The sequence below is a fragment of the Gemmatimonadota bacterium genome, from assembly GCA_016712265.1.
Lineage (GTDB): Bacteria > Gemmatimonadota > Gemmatimonadetes > Gemmatimonadales > Gemmatimonadaceae > RBC101.
In genome coordinates this window covers 549,712-569,679 of record JADJRJ010000030.1, presented here as the reverse complement: position 1 = coordinate 569,679, position 19,968 = coordinate 549,712, and the positions used below count along the sequence as shown (strand labels likewise).

General features: G+C 67.3%; 22 protein-coding genes. All 22 read right to left on the bottom strand.

Annotation, left to right across the window (positions count from 1 at the left end; genetic code table 11):
• Positions 1–12: 12 nt before the first annotated feature.
• Positions 13–942, bottom strand: a complete 930-nt coding sequence (mdh, locus tag IPK85_17870; protein MBK8249246.1) for a malate dehydrogenase — start codon at positions 940–942, stop codon at positions 13–15.
• Positions 943–1,039: 97 nt separating this feature from the next.
• A complete protein-coding gene (moaA, locus tag IPK85_17865) occupies positions 1,040–2,020 on the bottom strand; it encodes a GTP 3',8-cyclase MoaA (protein MBK8249245.1) in 981 nt (326 codons plus the stop codon).
• The gene (locus tag IPK85_17860) at positions 2,017–2,469 is read right to left on the bottom strand and encodes a molybdenum cofactor biosynthesis protein MoaE (GenBank protein ID MBK8249244.1); all 453 of its coding nucleotides are present in this window, start codon (positions 2,467–2,469) and stop codon (positions 2,017–2,019) included. The genes moaA and IPK85_17860 overlap by 4 nt, the downstream gene beginning before the upstream one ends.
• Complete coding sequence (locus IPK85_17855; protein ID MBK8249243.1) at positions 2,466–2,705, bottom strand: MoaD/ThiS family protein; 240 nt, start codon at positions 2,703–2,705, stop codon at positions 2,466–2,468. The genes IPK85_17860 and IPK85_17855 overlap by 4 nt, the downstream gene beginning before the upstream one ends.
• 81 nt (positions 2,706–2,786) lie before the next feature.
• Complete coding sequence (locus IPK85_17850; protein MBK8249242.1) at positions 2,787–3,134, bottom strand: integration host factor subunit beta; 348 nt, start codon at positions 3,132–3,134, stop codon at positions 2,787–2,789.
• Between the two features lie 72 nt (positions 3,135–3,206).
• Positions 3,207–4,547 (bottom strand): glutamine-hydrolyzing carbamoyl-phosphate synthase small subunit, encoded by a 1,341-nt coding sequence (gene carA, locus IPK85_17845; protein MBK8249241.1) that lies wholly within the window; start codon positions 4,545–4,547, stop codon positions 3,207–3,209.
• Between the two features lie 262 nt (positions 4,548–4,809).
• Positions 4,810–5,559: a triose-phosphate isomerase gene (locus tag IPK85_17840; GenBank protein ID MBK8249240.1), complete on the bottom strand. Its 750-nt coding sequence runs from the start codon at positions 5,557–5,559 to the stop codon at positions 4,810–4,812.
• A 3-nt stretch (positions 5,560–5,562) separates the two neighbouring features.
• Positions 5,563–6,756 (bottom strand): phosphoglycerate kinase, encoded by a 1,194-nt coding sequence (locus IPK85_17835; GenBank protein MBK8249239.1) that lies wholly within the window; start codon positions 6,754–6,756, stop codon positions 5,563–5,565.
• 13 nt (positions 6,757–6,769) lie between these two features.
• A complete protein-coding gene (gene gap / locus IPK85_17830; protein MBK8249238.1) occupies positions 6,770–7,780 on the bottom strand; it encodes a type I glyceraldehyde-3-phosphate dehydrogenase in 1,011 nt (336 codons plus the stop codon).
• Positions 7,781–7,795: 15 nt separating this feature from the next.
• Complete coding sequence (locus IPK85_17825; GenBank protein MBK8249237.1) at positions 7,796–8,350, bottom strand: ComF family protein; 555 nt, start codon at positions 8,348–8,350, stop codon at positions 7,796–7,798.
• A 222-nt stretch (positions 8,351–8,572) separates the two neighbouring features.
• Positions 8,573–9,388, bottom strand: a complete 816-nt coding sequence (locus tag IPK85_17820; protein ID MBK8249236.1) for a shikimate dehydrogenase — start codon at positions 9,386–9,388, stop codon at positions 8,573–8,575.
• Complete coding sequence (locus tag IPK85_17815; protein MBK8249235.1) at positions 9,385–9,855, bottom strand: low molecular weight protein arginine phosphatase; 471 nt, start codon at positions 9,853–9,855, stop codon at positions 9,385–9,387. Before IPK85_17815 ends, IPK85_17820 begins: the two co-directional genes overlap by 4 nt.
• Positions 9,856–9,910: 55 nt before the next feature.
• Positions 9,911–10,582: a threonylcarbamoyl-AMP synthase gene (locus tag IPK85_17810; GenBank protein ID MBK8249234.1), complete on the bottom strand. Its 672-nt coding sequence runs from the start codon at positions 10,580–10,582 to the stop codon at positions 9,911–9,913.
• The gene (gene ispD / locus IPK85_17805; protein ID MBK8249233.1) at positions 10,579–11,349 is read right to left on the bottom strand and encodes a 2-C-methyl-D-erythritol 4-phosphate cytidylyltransferase; all 771 of its coding nucleotides are present in this window, start codon (positions 11,347–11,349) and stop codon (positions 10,579–10,581) included. Before ispD ends, IPK85_17810 begins: the two co-directional genes overlap by 4 nt.
• 3 nt (positions 11,350–11,352) lie before the next feature.
• Positions 11,353–12,708, bottom strand: a complete 1,356-nt coding sequence (radA, locus tag IPK85_17800; protein MBK8249232.1) for a DNA repair protein RadA — start codon at positions 12,706–12,708, stop codon at positions 11,353–11,355.
• 2 nt (positions 12,709–12,710) lie between these two features.
• Positions 12,711–14,129, bottom strand: a complete 1,419-nt coding sequence (dnaB, locus tag IPK85_17795) for a replicative DNA helicase (GenBank protein ID MBK8249231.1) — start codon at positions 14,127–14,129, stop codon at positions 12,711–12,713.
• Positions 14,083–15,063, bottom strand: coding sequence for a uracil-DNA glycosylase (locus IPK85_17790; protein MBK8249230.1), 981 nt, complete (start codon positions 15,061–15,063; stop codon positions 14,083–14,085). Before IPK85_17790 ends, dnaB begins: the two co-directional genes overlap by 47 nt.
• A gap of 44 nt (positions 15,064–15,107) precedes the next feature.
• On the bottom strand, positions 15,108–16,259 hold the full coding sequence (gene coaBC / locus IPK85_17785) for a bifunctional phosphopantothenoylcysteine decarboxylase/phosphopantothenate--cysteine ligase CoaBC (protein MBK8249229.1): 1,152 nt from the start codon (positions 16,257–16,259) through the stop codon (positions 15,108–15,110).
• Positions 16,260–16,311: 52 nt separating this feature from the next.
• Positions 16,312–16,521 (bottom strand): DNA-directed RNA polymerase subunit omega, encoded by a 210-nt coding sequence (locus IPK85_17780; GenBank protein ID MBK8249228.1) that lies wholly within the window; start codon positions 16,519–16,521, stop codon positions 16,312–16,314.
• Positions 16,522–16,523: 2 nt separating this feature from the next.
• Positions 16,524–17,168 carry a guanylate kinase gene (gene gmk, locus IPK85_17775; protein ID MBK8249227.1) on the bottom strand — a complete coding sequence of 215 codons (645 nt, stop codon included), beginning with the start codon at positions 17,166–17,168 and terminating at the stop codon, positions 16,524–16,526.
• Positions 17,165–18,034 carry a YicC family protein gene (locus tag IPK85_17770; GenBank protein ID MBK8249226.1) on the bottom strand — a complete coding sequence of 290 codons (870 nt, stop codon included), beginning with the start codon at positions 18,032–18,034 and terminating at the stop codon, positions 17,165–17,167. Before IPK85_17770 ends, gmk begins: the two co-directional genes overlap by 4 nt.
• 15 nt (positions 18,035–18,049) lie before the next feature.
• Positions 18,050–19,966, bottom strand: a complete 1,917-nt coding sequence (locus tag IPK85_17765) for a Plug domain-containing protein (protein MBK8249225.1) — start codon at positions 19,964–19,966, stop codon at positions 18,050–18,052.
• Between the last annotated feature and the right edge of the window lie 2 nt (positions 19,967–19,968).

Here is a 19,968-nt window from a genome sequence, read left to right as displayed (position 1 = left end):
CGAGCGTGAAGGTCAGATCGACAGCTTGCCCATCGGCTCGCGCACGGCTTCTGCGCTCTTGCCGAGCGCCACGCGTTCGGCCGGCGTCAGCTCGACCTCGAGGATCTTCTCGAGCCCGTTGCGCCCGAGCTTGCACGGTACGCCGAGGAACAGGCCGGACATCCCGTACTCGCCCTCGAGCCATGCCGCGCACGGCAGGATGCGCTTGTGGTCAAACACGATGGCTTCCGCCATCTGGACGGCGCCTGCAGACGGCGCGTAGTACGCCGACCCAGTCTTGAGGTAGCTCACGATCTCCGCGCCACCGTTCCGCGTGCGATCGACGATCTTGTCGAGCGCGCTGCGTTCGAGCAGCTGCGTCACCGGGATGCCGCTGACGGTCGTGTACGAGATCAACGGCACCATCGTGTCGCCGTGGCCGCCGAGGACCATCGCCTGGATGTCCCGGACGGAGACGTCCATCGCCTCCGCAAGGAACGCACGGTACCGGGCGGTGTCGAGTACACCGGCCATGCCGAGCACCCGCTCGCGCGGAAATCCGGTGACTTGCTTGGCGACGTAACACATCACGTCGAGCGGATTCGAGACCACGATGATGATCGCGTTCGGTGAGGTACGGGCGACCTGCTCGGACACCGCCTTGACGATCCCGGCATTCGTGTTCATCAAGTCATCGCGCGACATCCCGGGCTTTCGGGCGATGCCAGCGGTGATGATCACGATGTCGGAGTTTTCGCTCTCGTCGTACCCGTTGGTGCCGATCACCCGCGAGTCGTACAGCTCGATGGGGGCGGATTGCCATTGATCCAATCCCTTGCCCTGCGGGACGCCCTCGACGATGTCGACCAGCACGACCTGGCGGGCGAGTTCTTTTTCGGCCACGCGCTGGGCTGCCGTGGCGCCGACGTTACCGGCGCCGACGACCGTGATCTTGTTGACCATGTGTAAGTGAAGGAGTTCGAGTGTGGTCTGGATAAGGTAATCGAGGCGACGGCAGTCGTCCGACGGTCATCCCCCGGAGTATCGGCTCGTCCTGGCGTCAGCCGCCAACCTCGCTGAGGGCCCGCAGCCCCCCGACCCGGCGCTCCAGGAGGAAATGCTCCTTCGGCTTGTTTTCCAGGGCGTGCCGGAACAACGGCTCCAGCGGGTCGCCGGCTCGGAGGGGCGTCCGCAAGTCGACCTCGTGATCGCCATACAAGCAGGTCCGGAGGCGCCCGTCGGCCGTTAGGCGCACCCGATTGCACGTCCCGCAATACGTGTGGGTCATGGGGGTGATGACCCCAATGGTGCCCCGGGCTCCAGCGAGCGCGTAGTAAGCGGCCGGGCCATTCCCCTTAGGGCCTTCCGTCGGCGTCAGGGGGCCCAACGTGGCGACGCGGCGGAGCACTTCCTCGCTCGGAATCACGTGGGCGTCGGTAACGTCGCGCAGATCGCCCACGGGCATCAACTCGATGAACCGCACGTGCCACGCGTGGTCGAGGGTCAATCGGGCGAAGTCGGCGACCTCGTCGTCGTTGACCCCCCGCATCACGACCACGTTGATCTTGAGCGGACCCAGACCTGCTGCCTCGGCCGCGAGTAGCGAGGCGACGGGATCAAACTCCAAGTTGCGGCGCGCAATGGCCACGATCCGCTCAGGGCGCAGCGAGTCCGCACTCATGTTGACCCGGTCCAGTCCGGCGGCCGCGAGGTCGCGGGCCAAATCCGGGAGCCGCACTCCGTTCGTGGACAGCGCGATATCGCTGATCCCGGGTATGGCCTTCAGCTGGCGCACCAGGGCGGCGAGCTCCGGGCGAATGGTCGGCTCGCCCCCGGTAATGCGCAGTTTGCGCAGGCCGAGCGGGGCGAGCTGACCCACGATGGCCGCAATCTCCTCGTACGAGAGAATGTCGCGCTTGGGGAGCCACTGCAGCCCCTCAAGGGGCATGCAGTACTGGCAGCGAAAGTTGCAGCGATCCGTGACGGAGATCCGGAGGTACTCGATGCTCCGGCCGAATTGGTCCTTGAGCGGGGCGTTCATCGCTCCACCGCTGGTGTCGCCGCCGTGGCGCGCGTCGGGTCCACCCACTCGCGGGTCCCATCCACATAGTGCTCGCGCTTCCAGATTGGGACGCGCTTCTTGATCTCCTCAATGATGGCGCGCGCGGCATCCATCGACGGTGCGCGACGCGGATGCGCCACCGCGATGCCCACGCTCGTGTCACCCAGTTCGAGGTAACCCAGGCGGTGTTCCACCACGATGCGCGCCCCCGCGTGCTGCGCTGCGACCTCAACCGCGATGGCCTGAAGCTCCGCGGCGGCCATGCGCTCGTAGCTGCGGTAGTCGATCCCGGAAACCGATCGGCCCTCGTTGACGTCGCGCACGGTCCCCAGAAAGACCGTGGTCGCGCCGCACGACACATGGGCAACCTCGCGCGTCAGGATGCTCACATCGATCGGGCGATCGACCAGACGGGCCACGGCGGTCATCCGCCGGCCACCGGTGGGATCACGGCGACCTCATCGCCCTCACGCACGACGTCTGCGGCGTCGGCATACGTGGCATTGATCGCGACGAGGGGGCGCGGCGGAACGGGTACCGTGATGCGTTCCTGGACGAGGGCCAGCACCTCCGCTGCGGTCGCGCCGTCACGGGCGTCAACCACGACCGAGTCCGCGCCGAGTGCGTCGGCGTACGAGGCAAAGAGAAGCACGCGGACCTTCATATTCCAGCAACACTAGCCGGTTTGCACTGGTTCCGGCCAGTGGATGAAAAAAACGCCCGGGACAGCCCGGGCGTCAGAGGTCTAATCGTCGTCGTGATCGTCGTGGTCGTCGTCCACGTGGCCTGGGAGCGGTTCCAGGTCGGCCACCATGGCCCGAAGCTCCTTGGACGGCTTGAAAACCGGCACAGGTCGTGCAGACACTTCAACCGGACTCCCCGTCCGCGGATTGCGCGCCATCCGGGTTTTTCGGTGCCGGATCTTGAACGTGCCAAAGCCGCGCACCTCGATGTTCTTCTGAAGCTGGAGCGCCTCCTTGATGGCGTCCAGAAAGGCGTCCACCACGCGGGCGCAGTCCTTCTTGGAGATCAGCGGACCGGCCGTTCGGGAGATCTGTTGTGTGACGTGCTCGACGAGGTCGGCTTTGGTCATTTCACTGGATCAAGGGGGACGCCATCGTTCCGCCCGCTGCGGGTCGAACTTATGGAGCCCCCTCCCGACGTGTCAAGCGGTTGTCCCACTTCGGTTTACATCGTCGCGTACCGCGCTCATGAACTGCTTGAACAGGGGACGCGCGTCGTGCGGTCCTGGAGCCGCCTCCGGGTGATACTGCACCGCGAATAGCGGCAATCGACGATGCCGGAGCCCCTCAACCGTTCCATCGTTCAGGTTGATGTGCGTCACCTCGAGGTCCGGCGCCCCAGGAATCCCGTCCACTCCTCCTTCCACCGCGAAACCATGGTTTTGGGAGGTGATCAGGACCCGACCCGTCGCCAGTTCCTTGACCGGATGATTCCCGCCGCGATGCCCGAACGGCAGCTTGGTTGTTCGTCCGCCATACGAGAGGCCAATCAACTGGTGGCCAAGGCAGATGCCGAACATCGGAACTCCGCGCTCGCCGATTTCCCGGATCGCCGCCGGAGCGTAGTCCACTGCGGCTGGGTCCCCCGGGCCATTTGAGAAAAACACACCGTTCGGGGCAAGCTTGAGCACTTCACTCGCCGGCGTGCGCGACGGAACAACAGTTACGCGACAGCCGTGTGCCTCGAACAGACGCAGGATGTTTCGCTTGATCCCGAAGTCGTATGCGACGATGTGGTAGTCCGCATCGTCCGGGCCCCAGGTGTATGGCCGATCTGTCGTAACCACGGACGCGAGATCCAACCCCTCCATGCTCGGGCACGCGGCCAACGCGGCTCTTGCATCATCTCCAGGTACGTCGCCAACTCCAATAACACCTGTCATTACGCCAACTGACCTCAAGTGCTTTGTGAGGCGCCGAGTGTCCACGGAGTGGATGATGGGAACGTGGTTGGATCCGAGCCATGAGGCGAGATCACCCGTCGCTCGCCAGTTGGAGTAGGTGCCGGACAGCTCCCTCACCACGACTCCCGCGACCTGGGGGCGTTCCGACTCCGGGTCCTCGGAATTCACGCCGTAGTTCCCGATCATCGGGGCGGTCATCACTACGATCTGACCGCGGTAGGAGGGATCGGTGAAGGTCTCCTGATACCCGCTCATGCTGGTGGTGAACACCACCTCGGCAACCGTGGGCTCGACGGAGGCCGGTAGGACTCCACGAAAAAGGGTTCCGTCCTCGAGGAGGAGGAACCCCTTGATGCGTCCCGGCTGGCTCACTGCTTGGGAGCGGGCGCGGTGGACGGCGCGGCTTCCTTGGGCGTCTCGGTGACCGGCGGCGTCAGGGCGGCAGGCGCCTGACCGGCCGCGGGGGCGGCAGGGGCCGTCGAGAACGGCTGGTCGAGGATGGACTTGGGCGCTCGCGTCCTGACCGACATCAGTCCGAGCAGGAAGGACAAGAAGAGGAACGCTCCCCCACCCCACCATGAGGCCCGCGTCAACAGGTTGCCCGCCTGCCTGCTGCCCATGAGGGAATCAGACGACGACGAGGCGCCTCCGAAAGACGCTGCGAGCCCGCCTCCCTTGCCAGCCTGCAACAGGACGGCTGCCATCACCACAAGGCTGACGATGATGAGGATGACGAGAAGGAAGGTGTACATGAGGCGAGTGGAAAGCGTTCAATCGGGGAGCCGATAAGTATCGCCGCTATCAGGGGATAGGCGCAATGGGCCGACCCCGCCTGGTCGCCTCAGGTACGTACGATCGTAGACCAACCCTCGGAGTCGAGCGAGGCTCCCCCAACGAGGAGCCCCCCGACCTCGTCGGCAGCCAGAAGCGACTGGGCGTTGCCCCGGTTGACCGAGCCGCCATAAAGGATCGGGACTGCCTTGGCCTTTTCACCCAGCAGCGACAGGAGTTCACGACGCACCACGCCATGAATCGAGGCGGCGTCTTGGGGGGTGGCGTTACGACCGGTGCCGATCGCCCAGACCGGTTCGTAGGCGAACAGCATTCCCCCGACCGCATGAGGTTCGATGCGAGCGATCCCCGCCCGCAGCTGCCGCAACACGACCGACTCGGTCTCGCCCCGTTCGCGTTCCTCCAGGCGCTCACCGACGCACAGCATCGGCACGAGTCCGGCGCGGACCGCGGCCGCGACCTTCGTGGCGGTCTGTTCGTCGGTCTCGCCGAACACGTGCCTCCGCTCGCTGTGGCCCACCAGCGCGACGTGCGCCCCGGCGTCGCGGGCCATGCTCGCGGATGTTTCACCCGTGTAGGCACCCTTGTCCTCCCAGTGGATATTCTGCACACCCACCTGGATGTCCTGTCGCTCGCGGAGGCCGTCCACCACGGCCGTGAGGGACACGGCCGGCGGGAAGAAAATGACCTGACGGTCGGGCCGCCGGGCATAGTGGGCGAGGAACGACCGGAGGAACGCGCGGGCATCAGAGGGCCCGTGATGCATCTTCCAGTTTGCGGCGAAGACAGGTCGTTGCATGGATCAGCGTTGGGTGAGGGCGGCAACCCCGGGAAGGACCTTGCCCTCGAGAAATTCCAGCGAGGCGCCACCCCCGGTGGACACATGGCTCATCGCGGATTCGAGCCCTGCCTCGGCCACCGCAGCGGCCGAGTCGCCGCCACCCACGATGGTGGTGGCCCCGCGGGCGGTGGCGTCGGCCATGGCGCGTGCGATCGCACGGGTGCCGGCGTCAAATGGCGGGGTCTCGAACACCCCCATGGGTCCGTTCCAGAGAACGGTCCCTGCAGCAGCGATCGCCCGGGCAAAGGACGCCGCGGAGTCCGGTCCGATATCGAACATCGCCTCGCCGGACGGGATGGCATCCCGCTTGACAGCGTGGGCCAGAGCCCCGGCATCCATCGAAGGAGCCGCGATGGCGTCATGTGGCAAGGTCAGGCGGTAGCCGGCGCGCTCGAGCAGCTCGGCGGCCAGCTCAACGCGATCAGCCTCGACCAGCGACTTTCCGGTCTCCAGCTCCATCGCGCGAAAGAAGGTGCACGCCATGGCTCCCCCGATGAGGAGGCCATCCACCTTGGGCAGCAGTGCCTCGATCACGTCGATCTTGCCGGAGACCTTTGCGCCCCCCAGGATCGCGATGAACGGCCGCTTGGGTTCGGCGATGGCTTTTCCGAGGTAGTCGAGTTCCTTCTCCATCAGGAAGCCAGCCACCGCGGGCGTGAGGAACGCGGTCACCCCGGCCGTCGACGAGTGCGCGCGGTGGGCGGAGCCAAAGGCATCGTTAACATACAGGTCGCCCAGGGCCGCCATCGCCCGGGACAGGGCTTCGTCGTTCTTCTCCTCGCCCGCGTGGAAGCGGGTGTTCTCCATGAGGAGGACCCCGCCGTCGGCGAGGCGGCGGGTGGCGTCCACGGCGTCATCCCCAACCGTTGTACTGCAGAACTGCACCGGGCGGCTCGTCATCCCGGCCAGGCAGCGCGCGACAGGGGCGAGGGAGTACTTCGGATCGGGGCCGCCCTTGGGACGGCCGAGGTGCGAGAGCAGGACGACCCGCGCCCCACGGCGCGCGAGCTCCTCGATCGTCGGGAGCGCCGCCCGCACCCGGGTATCGTCGGACACCCGGCCCTCGGAGTCCAGCGGGACGTTGAAGTCCACGCGCACCAACGCGCGCCGGCCGGCCAACGAGGCCGGCAAGTCGCGGATCGTCTGCGTGTTCATGGTCATCCGTCGATCAGAGCGAGGAACCAATCAGCTGGAGCAGGTCCACACATCGGCTGGAGTACCCCCACTCATTGTCGTACCATCCCGAGAGCTTGACCATCGTCCCATCGATCACGTTGGTGTTCTTGGCGTCGATGATGCAGGAGTGCGGGTTGCCGATGTAGTCGCTCGACACCAGCTCTTCCTCGGTGTACGCCAGGATGCCCTTCAGCGGCCCGCTCGCCGCGGCGGCACGAAATGCGGCGTTGACCGCGTCGATCGTCGTCGCCTGCTCCACCTCAACGGTGAGTTCCGTCAGGGACACGTCCGGCGTTGGGACGCGAATCGCAATACCGTCGATCTTCCCCTTCACCTCGGGGATCACCAGCGACGTGGCCTTGGCGGCCCCGGTCGTGGTCGGGATGATGTTCAACGCGGCGGCGCGTGCGCGGCGCAGGTCCTTGTGGGGCAGGTCGAGAATCTGCTGGTCGTTGGTGTAGCTGTGGATCGTGACCATCGACGCGTGGCGGAAGCCGAAGGTATCCCGGACCACCTTGACCATGGGCACGAGGCAGTTGGTCGTGCACGAGGCGTTGGAGATGATGTGGTGCGACGCCGCATCGTACTTCTGGTGGTTCACGCCCATCACGATCGTGAGATCCTCTCCCTTGGCCGGGGCCGAGATGATGACCTTGCGCGCCCCGCCCTCGAGATGCTTGCGCGCGTCTGGCGCATTGGTGAAGCGGCCCGTCGCCTCCAGGACCACGTCCACGCCCAGGTCCCTCCACGGCAGGGCTGCCGGATCCTTCTGGGCAAACACCTTGATCGTGTCCCCATCGACCGTGATCGAGTCCGCCGTGCTGCTCACCTGTCCTTCGTAGGTCCCGTGCACCGAGTCATACGTGAACAGGTGCGCGAGGGTGGCGGTGTCCGTCAGGTCATTGATGGCGACGAAATCCAGCGTGGCGCCGGTTTCCTTGGCGGCACGCAGTACCTGACGTCCGATCCGGCCGAAGCCGTTGATGGCAACTCGGGTTCCCATGTCGTTCTTAGTCCTCTAGGCAGGGGTCGTCGCGCGAGGATCGCGGGCTCGACCGAAGGTGACAGCAGCAATGGCCTCGACGCCGACCGCGTCGAGCGCGGCGGCACAGGCATTCAGGGTCGCGCCGGTTGTCATGACGTCATCCACCAGGACGCAGCACGTTCCGCGCAGCCGTGACACACCCGCAGCCGTGACCGCAAAGGCACCGGCAACGTTGGCGAAGCGGTCGGAACGTGTCAACTGAGTCTGCGAGGGGGTGTCGCGCAGGCGTACGATGGCGTCAGGAACACAGGCACACTGCCAAAGACGAGCGAGGTGCTCCGCGAGCAATTCTGCCTGGTTGTAGCCACGGGTGCTGCGTCGAGCGGGCGCGAGTGGCACGGGGAGGAGGTACGCGGTGGCGGACTGGGGACGGATGGGACAAATCGAGCCCATCCCGGACGCCAGGGCGCCGGCAGCCCCTGTCCACCCATCGTACTTGAGGGCATGCAACAGCGTCCTCGCCGCCGCGTCATCCGCCCAGCACCACGACCGGGCCACGCGGATGGCAGGGTGCAGTTCCTCGCACATCGTACAGGGCACGTCCCGCCATGGGTGCCCGCAGCGATCGCAGCCACCGCCGGGTACCCTCGCGATCGACCGAAGGCACGCCGCGCAAGCGACCCCGCGGTCCGTCGCTTCGAGCAGTCGCCGACACACCAGGCAGGTGCACGGAAACAGGATCTCTTGAGCTCCGCAGATCAACGCGTCGAGCAGGCGGTGCGTGGGGATGTTCCTCCAGCCGGCCCGGCCTCACCTCGCGGCGTGCAGGGCGGCTCGCATGATGTCCAGGGCCGGCACTCGCCCAAACCACCGTTCGAACGCGACGGCGCCCTGTCGCAGCAGCATTTCGCTTCCGTCGCACGCAAGCAGGCCGCGCCGGCGCGCGTTCCGCACGAGCAGGGTTTCGTCGCGACGATACACCAGGTCCATCACGGCGGCGTCAGCCGGGAGCGCGGCCACATCGCACGGTGTCACGTCGTCGCGCAGGCCAATTGGCGTGGCGTTCACCAACAGCGTGCACTCGTGCAGCGCGGTCGTCAGTGCGGTCGCCGGTGTGACATGCGCGAAGGCCGACGCGAGGCGCCGCGCCTCTTCAGGTCGCCGGGCGATCAGCTGGACCGTCGCGCCAGGCCAGCGGCTGGTCGCGACACACACGGCGGCCGCCGCCCCGCCAGCTCCCAGCAGGGTGACGCGCGCCTCCACCAGACGCGCGCCCAGGGCACGCGCCGCCGCATCGAAGCCAGCGACGTCTGTGTTGTCTCCCCAGAGCTCGCCGTCCTGCACCCAGAACGTGTTGACCGCGCCGGCCTGTTCGGCCACATCGGTGTGGCGCTTGCAGACGAGGAACACGGCGCGCTTGTGGGGGATCGTGACGTTCCCCGCCCACCCCTGCGCTGTGGCCGTCTTCAGCACATCGTTCAGGGTCTCCGGCGCCACGTCGAGGGCTTCGTACGCCAGCGGAATCCCGGCCGCCCTTAGCGCGGCCCCCTGAAACGCGGGGGATAAGGAGTGGCTGATGGGGTGCCCAAGCAGAACCAGTCGCGAAGGCGCCCGCCTCGCGCTCACGTTCGCCCAGCGGAGCGCTCGGTCGCAAGCCGGCGGAATGCCACCGCGACGAGCGCGTCGAGGTCGACGAAGGTCTCCCGGTATGCGGGCAGGTCGCCGCCGAAGGGGTCGGTGACCCCCCGGCCACCCGAGCCGGGCGCGGCGTATTCGGTCAGCAGCTCGGCCTTGGCATCCCCTCCCAGAGCGCGAACTGCACTCAGGTGAGAGCCGGACATGGTCAGGATCAAGTCCGCGCCTTGGACGAGGGCTCGGGTGAGCGGACGGGCTTGATGCGCCCCCAGGTCGAGCCCGTGCTCAAGGCCGACGAGCAAGGAGCCGTCCGAGGCTGGTGCCCCAGGATGCGCTGCGGTTCCCGCGCTCTCCACTTCCACGTCAAGCCAGCCACGGGCGATGACCTCGCGCCGGGCAAGAGCCTCCGCGAGGGGCGATCGGCAGGTATTTCCAGTGCAGATAAAGAGGATCTTCACGAGCGAGCGCCCTGGGGCAGTCGCCGGAAAGTAGTCGGCGCGGCCTCGAAGTGCCCTACTTATCCCCGATGAGGGACGGCAGGAACTCCCGCAGCGCAGCGGCCGAGATGGCCCCCGGACGGATGACCCGGGGCCGTGTGCCGACGCAGTCCACGACGGTGGAAGGCTGTGACGGTTGGAGCCGCCCACCGTCGAGGACCCGGATGACCCCAGCGGCCACGGGACCGCTCCATTGCTCCAGGATCTCGAACGCAGACATCGCCGGGGCCTCGCGGGGCCGGTTGGCACTCGTACTCGTGATCGGGTCGCCGTATGCCCTGAGCAGTCGCTGGAGCCCTGGGTGTGGGGTCCAGCGCACGGCGATTCCCCCTTCCGGCCCACGCAAGCGCTCAGGTACGCGCTTTTCCCCCCCGGGGAGGACGAGGGTCACTGGCCCCGGCCAGAATCGCGCGGCCAGGGTGGCGGCGTCGCGGGTGAGGTGCAGTCCCAGCCGCGTGAGCATGTCACTGCCAGCGATCAGGAGGAGGAAGGGCTTGGCGGCGGGCCGTTGCTTGAGCTGCACGAGGACCTCGACGGCCTCTCGGTTCACGGCGGTGCCGAAGCCATACAACGTCTCGGTCGGGTAGGCGAGGACGCGACCCTCCTGCAGGTGACGGATGGTGCCGCCGAGCGACGCCTCGACTTCATCCGCCGACCAAAAGGGCACCGCCAACGACGGGGCGCTCATGCGTCGAGGGGCGCCAGCAGCGCGGCCCGCTGGAAGTCGCCTTCTTCAGTCACCTTGAGCGCCCGTTCGCTACCCCGCACCACGACCACCTCGAATCCCAACTGTTCGCAGAGGGCGGCGTCATCGGTGGCGACGAGGCGCTGGCGTTGCGCCTCGAGGTGTGCGCGCTCGATCATCGCGCGCGGAAACGCCTGCGGGGTCTGGGCGCGCCAGAGTCGCGTGCGATCGATGGTGCGCACGATGCGCCCGGTGTCATCGACTTCCTTGAGGGTGTCGACGACGGGCAGGGCCGCCGTGGCGCCACGACCGGCACGGGCCTCGGCGATCACGGCGGCGATCGTGGCGTCCGTGACCAGGGGCCGTGCGGCGTCGTGGATGACGACGATGTCCGCCTCGTCCGGCAGGTCCTCGATCCCGCTCCAGACGGAATCGGTGCGTTCGCGTCCGCCGGTGGAGACCAGGAGGCGATCGACATCGCACTGGAACAGCCACGGGGGTGGATCGCCGGCATGGGATCGAGGCAGCACGGTGACGACGAGGGCAACGTCCGGCCGCCGATGGAACGCCTGGACGCTGTGGAGCAACATGGGTTTGTCGCCCACCCACCGGAACTGCTTGAGCTCCCGCGAGCCGGTCCGCGTCCCCGACCCGGCGGCCACAATGACGACGCCGACATCCGGGGCGGTCGCCGGCGTGGGGCGCAAGGCGTCGGGAGTGGTCTCGCGCGGCAGGTCACCGCGGGCCCGTGTGTCGTCGTGATGGTCCATGCGCTACCCGAACAGGCGGCCGAAGAGGTCGCCTAACGAAGATACCCCATGGACCCGCAGCCCCTCGGGTGCCTTGCGAGGGATCGCTCGGCCAGCCACCCACGCGGTGCGGAACCCGAGCTGCGCGGCCTCCGCCAGGCGGCGGTCGAGCTGGGAGACGGGGCGCACTTCTCCGCCCAGCCCCACCTCCCCGATGAAGACCGCGTCGCCGCCTAACGGGCGATCGTACACGCTCGAGGCGAGGGCGGCGACCACAGCGAGGTCCCCGGCCGGCTCGACCATCCGGAGTCCGCCGACCACGTTCAGGAACACGTCGAGCGTCGCATAGGAGAGTCCCGCCCGCTTGTCGAGCACCGCCAGCAGGAGCGCCAGGCGCCGCCCGTCGAATCCCGTGGCCACGCGCTGCGGGGTACCGAACCCGGCCTTGGCGGCGAGGGCCTGCACTTCCACGAGGACCGGACGGCTCCCCTCCATCAGGGCGGTGATCGCCGAGCCGCTGGATCCCGCGTCACGGTCGGCCAGGAACAGCGCCGACGGGTTCTCGACCCCTTGCAGCCCCTGTTCGGTCATGCGGAAGACGGCGATCTCGTCCACCGATCCAAAGCGGTTCTTCGTGGCGCGGAGCACGCGGTGATCGGCCGTACCCTCGCCCTCGAAGTACAACACCGTGTCCACGATGTGTTCGAGCGTCTTGGGGCCGGCGATGCCCCCACCCTTGGTCACATGTCCGACCACAACCACGGCGGCCCCGGACGACTTGGCGAACCGCATCAATTGCGCCGCACATTCACGGACCTGACCCACATTGCCGGGCGCGCCCTCGAGGGCGGAGGTTGCGACCGTCTGGATCGAGTCGACGATCATGAGGAGCGGGCGGACCTCGCGCGCGGTCGCGAGGATCTCCTCGAGTTCAGTGGCGCAGAGCAGCGACGCGTCATCGCCGATGCCGAGTCGCATCGCGCGCATCTTGACCTGCAACGCGGACTCTTCGCCCGAGACGTAGAGGACCGTGCCTCCGGCCGCGAGGGTTCCGGCGACCTGGAGGAGGAGCGTCGACTTGCCAATCCCGGGCTCCCCCCCCACGAGGATCATCGATCCAGGAACGACGCCTCCCCCCAACACGAAGTCCAACTCGCGGGAGCCGGATGGGATGCGTGCCGTCACTGCGCCATCCACGTCGGCAATGCGCATTGGGCGCGCCGCGCGACCAGGAGGCGGCGCCGTGGGCGTCCCACGGGTCGGTCGCGCCACGGTCTCTTCCACGAGGGTGTTCCATTCCCCGCAACCGTCGCACCGGCCCTGCCACTTGGCGTGGTCGGCGCCGCACTCGGGGCAGCGGAACGTGGACCGGGTACGCAGGCTCACTCCTGGCGCGCGGCGAAGTTGTCGAACCGCGTGTAGCGCTTGTGAAAGAAGAGACGCACGGTGTCGGTAGGGCCGTTGCGCTGCTTGCCGATGATCACCTCGGCGAGCCCCTCCAGTGGGGTTCCGTCCTGCAAGCGGCGCGGTTCGCCACGCTCGTCGTGTGCGCCCTCGTAGTATTCGGGGCGATACAGGAACATCACGACGTCGGCGTCCTGCTCGATCGCGCCCGACTCGCGGAGGTCGGAGAGCTGGGGCTTCTTGTTGTCTCCCGTGCGCTGCTCCGGCGCGCGCGAGAGCTGCGACAGGCACACCACCGGCACCAGCAGCTCGCGGGCGAGGATCTTGAGGGAACGGGAGATATAGGAGATTTCCTGCTGGCGACTTTCGGAGTCGGCGGGCCCCTGGATGAGCTGCAGGTAGTCGATGATGATGAGCCCGATGTTGTTCTCGGCTTTCAGCCGCCGACAGCGGGAGCGGATTTCGAGCGCGGTCAACCCCGGCGTGTCGTCAATCCAGATCGGGAGTGAGCCGAGGATCCCGGACGCCTTGCCGAGGTTGCGGAAGTCGTCCTGCGTCAACTTGCCGCTACGGAGCTTTTGTGCGTCGACCCAGCCTTCCGCCGCCAGCATGCGGGTGACGAGCTGCTCCTTGGCCATTTCCAGTGAGAAGATCGCGACCGGGGTGTTCGCAAAGGCCGCGTTCTGCGCGACGTTCAGCACGAACGCCGTCTTGCCCATCGACGGACGGGCAGCGACGATGATCAACTCGGACGGCTGGAAGCCCAGCGTGAGCTTGTCGAGGTCCGTGAAGCCAGAGGGGGCACCGGTGACCTCGCCCCCGTGGCGAGACAACTCCTCGATCCGCTCCATGGCGGTCCAGAGGAGTTCCTTCATCCGATGGAAGCCTTCGGCCTTCCGCGTCTGGTTGATCTGGAAGATGCGTTGCTCGGCGCGATCGAGCAGGTCGGCCGACGTCGTCCGGCCCTCGAAGGCATCCGTGACGATCTCGGTCGAGGTCTCGATCAGGCGGCGGACCAGCGCCTTCTCTCGGATGATCTTCGCGTGATACTCGACGTTGGCCGCCGTGGGGACGGCGTCCACGAGCAAGGCGAGATAGTCCTTGCCCCCACTGCCGTCGAGTTCACCGCGCCGGGCCAGTTCATCCGCGAGGGTGAGGATGTCCACGACCGACCCGCGCTCGTTGAGCGCGAGGATGGAACGGAAGATCCGCCGGTGGCCCTCCCGGTAGAACATGGTCTCGTCGCAGAACTCGCCGGCACGCACGATGGCGTTCCGGTCGAGCATCATCGCGGAGAGCACCGCCTGTTCCGCGTCTTCGGAGTAGGGAGGGCGCCGGTCGCGGAACGGATCAGGGTTCGACGACACGATCGAGGAGCGTTCGAGCAAGCTGGACATCTTCCCAAGTCGGGCGCTTCCACGACGGATTGCGAAGCAACGCCGCGGGATGGTAGGTCACGATAACGGGCACGCCATGATAGCGGTGCAGGCGGCCGCGGAGTTTGCCGAGGGGTTCCTTCGTCTGCAATAGTGTTTGCGCCGCAAATGTGCCGAGGGCGAGGATCACCTTGGGGCGCAGCAGCTCGATCTGTCGCACGAGGTACGGCGAGCAGGCGGTCACCTCATCCGGATTGGGATTGCGGTTCCCCGGCGGGCGATGCTTGAGGACGTTGCAAATAAAAACGTCCTCGCGGCTGAGGTTGATCGCGGCAAGGATCTTGGTCAGCAGCTGGCCGGCCTGCCCGACGAAGGGGACGCCTTGCTCGTCCTCGTTTGCCCCGGGCGCCTCGCCGACGCAGACAAAGTCGGCCTGCGGGTTTCCGTGTCCAGGCACGGGATTCTTTGCGCCCGCATACAGGGAGCAGAGCGTGCAGGCTGCGACGGCACGCGCTATCGCGTCAAGGCTGTCCCACGCGGACGGTGACCCCAGGGTGCCGAGGGGTGGGCCGACCGAGAGCCCCGCCCCGAGCGATGCGATGGCGCCTGGCGGATCTGTTGGAGCGGGCACGGTCGGGCCGGGTTTCGTGTCGGAGGTGGGTGAGGAACCATGCGCTATCGGGGAGCTGACCGCAGCACCGGATCGGTCAGCTCCCCCTGGCGTGGTCAGTGCGGTCGGGTCGTTCCCGATGGCGCGCAGCGCGTCACGCCAGTTCCCGTGCTCCTCACCGCCGCTGGCCCGCATGGGTCGGGGCTCGGGCATCTGCCGCGTTGGGGCCGGCACCGGCGCCGGTGGCCCCGCCACGATGGTGTCGGGCCCGGCGTTCCCGGCCCCGAGCACCCGCAGCACGTCGTCGACATGAAGGGAGTCGAGGACGAACTCGGTCTCCCCCATCTCACGGCGCTGCTCGAGGAATGTGCGCAACCGTTCGCGGGCACTCACGGCAGGAGCCCCACCGCGCGATCGAGGATGGCGTCGGCGACGTCGTCCTTGGACAACAACGGAAGTGCCTCGGGTGCCCCGCGACGCTGAAGGATCGTGACGCGGTTGGTGTCCACGCCAAACCCGGCGCCCACTTCCCGCGCATCGTTGACGACGATCAGGTCCAGCCCCTTCCCCTCGAGCTTGCGCTGGGCGTTGGCCAACACATCTTCTGTTTCGAGGGCAAAGCCGATGACGACCGTGCCGCGTCCGCGGTCGCCAACCGTCGCCTGCAGGATGTCGGTTGTCGGTGTGAGCGCAATGACGCCCGGGGCCGTGGACTTCTTGATCTTCTCGCTGGCCAGCGTGGACGGGCGGAAATCCGCCGGCGCGGCGGCCATCACGAGGACGTCGGCGGATGGCAGCGAGCGACGGACGGCCTCGTGCATCTCTTCGACGGATTCGACCGACACGATCGTGGCCCCCACGGGATGGGGGACGGACAGCGGGCCGCAGACCAGGGTCACGCGCGCGCCGCGGCGCCACGCAGCAGCGGCGAGGGCGACCCCCATCTTCCCGCTCGACCGATTCGACAGGAAGCGGACCGGATCAACGGCCTCGCGCGTCGGCCCGGCGGTGACGAGCACATGCCGATCCTTGAGGTCGGCCTGCCCCTCCAGCCGACGGCCGATGTGAGCCATCAGCACCTCGGGCTCGGGCAAGCGCCCCGGCCCCGATCCCTCCCCAACGGCCAAGTCGCCCGTGTCAGGGTCCAGGACGTGATAGCCGATCTCGCGGAGCTGCGCCACGTTGCGACCGGTCTGGGGGTGTTCCCACATCCGGTCGTTCATGGCCGGTGCCAGGAACACGGGAGCCTGTGTTGCGAGCAGGCAGGCGGTCAGCAGGTCGTCGGCGCGACCTGCGGCGGCGCGCGAGAGAAAATCGGCCGTGGCCGGGGCGACAGCGATGACGTCTGCGGATCGCGCCAGACGGATGTGGTCGAGTGCGTGTCCCGCCTCGATCAGTTCGGTATGCACCGGGCGTCCGGTCAGGGCCTCGAAGGTGACGGCCCCAACGAACTCCTGGGCACTCCGCGTGAGGACGACGTCCACTTCGGCGCCGGCCTGCGTCAGGCGACGCGCGAGCGTCGCGGACTTGTAGCTCGCGATTCCCCCGGTGACCCCGAGAAGGACGCGACGCCCAGCGAACGGACGAACGGGATTACTCCCCGCGCTTGCGCGCTGTGATCTTGTAGTCGACGTCCCCCTGCGAGAGTTCCTCCATCGCCCGGGTGGTCAGCTTCTTTTCGCGCGTGGCGGAACGGTCGCGCGGGAACTCGTTGAGCACGCGCGCATACTTGGCGGCGACGAGCACCCCGAGGTACTTGTTGGCCGAGCTGCTGGCGATTTCGTCCGGCGTGAACACTCGCATGGTCAGTTTCCTGGGAATTGCTGAATGAGGTCGTTCAGGGCTCCCACGATGTGCCGAACCCGCTCGGCCGTCCGGGGGAGTCTCGCATGGCGCACCGCCTCGGCTTCGACGATCGAGGCTACCTGACGGTACGCTGTTTCCAGGTCGTCATTCACGACGACGTACTGATAGTGCCCCACCTCCGCCAACTCGTCCCGAGCGCCCTGCAACCGCTTGAGAGTGGTCGCCGCGTCCTCGGTTTTCCGGCCGGTCAGCCTGCCCACCAGAACGTCGGCGGAGGGCGGCAACAGGAAGACTAACACAGACTCGGGGTAGGATGCCATGAATTGGCGTGCTCCCTGGACGTCGATGTCCATGATGACGTGCCGTCCGGAGGCAAAAACCCGGTCGACCTCTCCCTTGAGGGTGCCGTATCGGTTGCCGTGGACGTGGGCGTGTTCGGCGAATTCCCCCCGGTCGACCCGCCCCCCGAAGTCGGCGAGGGTCAGGAAGTGGTAGTCGCGCCCCTGAACCTCACCCGCGCGGGGGGACCGGGTGGTACACGAGACGGAGTACCCCACGTCCGGGCGCCGTTCGACCAGCATCCGGGCAATCGTCGTCTTGCCTCCCCCAGAAGGGGACGAGAGGATGATCGGGAATGGGGTCACTCGATATTCTCCACTTGCTCCCGCATACGTTCCAGCTCCTCCTTGATCAGGACGACGTCGTTCGTGATGGCCACGTCGTTGGCCTTTGACCCGGTCGTGTTGGCCTCCCGCAGCATTTCCTGAAGCAGGAAGCCGAGGCGCTTTCCCACCCCGTCGGGAGCCCCGACCAGGGTCTGCCGGAACGCGGCGATATGCGCCGTGAATCGCGCGACTTCCTCGCCGACGTCTATGCGTTCAGCGAGGAGTGCCACTTCGGTAGCCAGGCGCTGGGGATCCACGGCGGTTCCTCCCAGCAACTCCTCGACGGCCAGTCGGATCTTCTCGCGATGGGCAAGCACGCGTTCGGGGGCGCGCGCTGCGACGCGCGCCAGGGCGGTGTCGACGCGGTCCAGGCGATCGTGCAAGTAGGCGGCGAGTGTGGCGCCCTCGACGGTCCGCGAACTGGTGAACGCGTCCAGGGCCTGGTCGCAGAGGAGGAGCAGCGCCGCACCGTCTTCTTCGCCGGGGGACTCCTCCCGGGCAAAGACGTCCGGTAGGCGCAGCACCGTGGCCACATCCACGTCACCGGCGAGGTCGTGGCGCCCCTTGAGTTCGCGCAGGACGGCGACCCAGGCCGCCACACGCCGTTCGTCGATGGCCGGCCGATCGGCCACGGCATCCTCGAACCGGGCGGCGAGGCTGACATGGCCTCGCGTCACCCGCTTCTTGAGCAGTTCGCGGACCTCGAACTCGAAGCGGGAGAGTTCGCCCGCCAGGCGGATCGTCGAGGTGAGGAAACGGTGATTCACCGACCGGACGTCCACCGAGACGCGTCGGGCCCCAATGCTTCCGGTCGCGATGCCGAACCCTGTCATGCTGCGGATCATTGGCGCATCCCTGGTTCAGTTGAAGAAGTTCCAGCGAACGCCATAGAACTGTGCGGGGCGCGAGTTCCGAAATCCGGGCACTTGCGAATAGGTCTCGTTGAGAAAGTTCCGGAACTGGTACGAGAGGGTCGCCTGCATCAGGCGAATCTCCAATTGGAAGCCCACGAGGCGATACTGGCCCGATTCCACCACCACGTCATCCTCGAGCACGAACGGCACCTGTGTTCGGTAGTCGTGGGTCAGGGCGAACCGGATGTTGAGGTTGCCCGATGGGAAGCGTGTGAGCCAGTCCGTATCGATGAACAGCTTCGCGTGGGACTGGAACTCGGGGCGGAAGCCACGCGACTCGGTCCATCGAACCCCGGTGGCGTCGAATCCCACGTCCTTCCAGAATCGGCCACGCGCGGTCACGAATAGCCCGGTCGCTGCGGGGTCCGGGACCATGCGGTACCCGGTGTCGAAGAGCACTGGCGGTGGAAGGCGTGCGGGATCACGCTGCATCACTCCCCCGCCCACCCACATCTCCTTCACGCGCCACGCGGCCTCGCCACGAAACGCGAGCGGGGAGCCGGTGATCGTCGAGTCGTCGAACGTCGTGCGACTGGCGGCCCCGCTCAGCGCGAGTCGCGACCACGGCTGCAGGCGTACTGATCCCTCGGCGCGGAGGAACCCAAGGTCATCCCGACGCTCGACTGTGCCCGAGGCGTCGAGTTTCCACCACGCCACGGCCCCTCGAACCATGGGCGACACTGAACGGGAGCCGTCCCGGTCGCGGACGCGTACGGTCGCGGAAAGCGTCGCCCCTCCACGAGTCCAGCCGATGGCGCCCACGTACTGTCGGGTCGAGGCCGCAAAGGCGGTCGAGTCGGGGATCGTGTCAGACACCGATGGGGTACCCGTCGTGTTCGCTGAGGCCAGGATGGCGCTCTGTCGGTGAGACAGGCGGGCGCCGATCACTTGGGCCCAGAGTCCCGTCGTCGTGTCCACGTAGGAGGCACGCGCGGTGACATCGCCGTTGGTCAGGTCAATCGGCGCCAGGGCCATGCCGGTTCCCCCGATGCGCTCCTGCTGTGTTCGCTCCCGCCGCGTGCGCATGAAGGTCACGTCAGCCCCCCACCGCCCCCGGGCCCATCCGGTTCGCCCAAACAGGGAAAGCTGGTCTCCATCGCCAACATCCCGTGGGTCGCGCGTGGAGAACTGCTGGCCGCCCAGCTGCAACACCTGGCCCCCGCCAAAGCGGCGGCCGTAGTACCCACGGTAGGCGTTGGTCTGGAGGTCCCCGTTCCCGATGTCCACTCGGGTGGACGGAGTCGTGCTTCGCACTCTCCAGGTCTGGAGGTACACCCGGGTCTCGAAGGCCCCCCGCTCGACGCGAACTTCTTCCAGTGGCCACAATGGGATCATCGAGACCTCCAGGACCTCCCCATTGCGTGGGTCCAGGTTGTCCAGCTCAATACCGTCCTGAAAGACGCGCACCGCTCGGAAGTCCCCGAGGTACGCGGCGTGCTCCGGAGAGGCGAGCCACCCGGTCCGGAAGACCGTCACCCCAGGGACGGTCTCCAGCAGGTCGCCTAACGACAGCGCCCCGCTCTTGCCGATGGCCTCGCGATCCCAGCGGAACACTCCGGGGTGCTCGGTCAATCGAGGCATTTCTGCGGCTGGGGTCGCCACCTTGATCGAATCGCCCCGCTTTTGCTGTTCGCGGATGATCGCGAGGTCCTGCTGCATCAGGGAATCCGCGCGCAGGGAGTCGACCCGTGCCTGTCGCACGGAATCCGTCCGGGCGCGCGCGGTCGAGTCCGCCCGCAGCGAATCAGCCTTGAGCGAATCCGCCCGCGTGCGCAGGCTATCACGCACCTGGGCCTCGGCGCTGCCATGAAAAACGGCCCCGACCAGGAGGCCGAGACCGGTCCTGAGACACCAGCGACGCATCC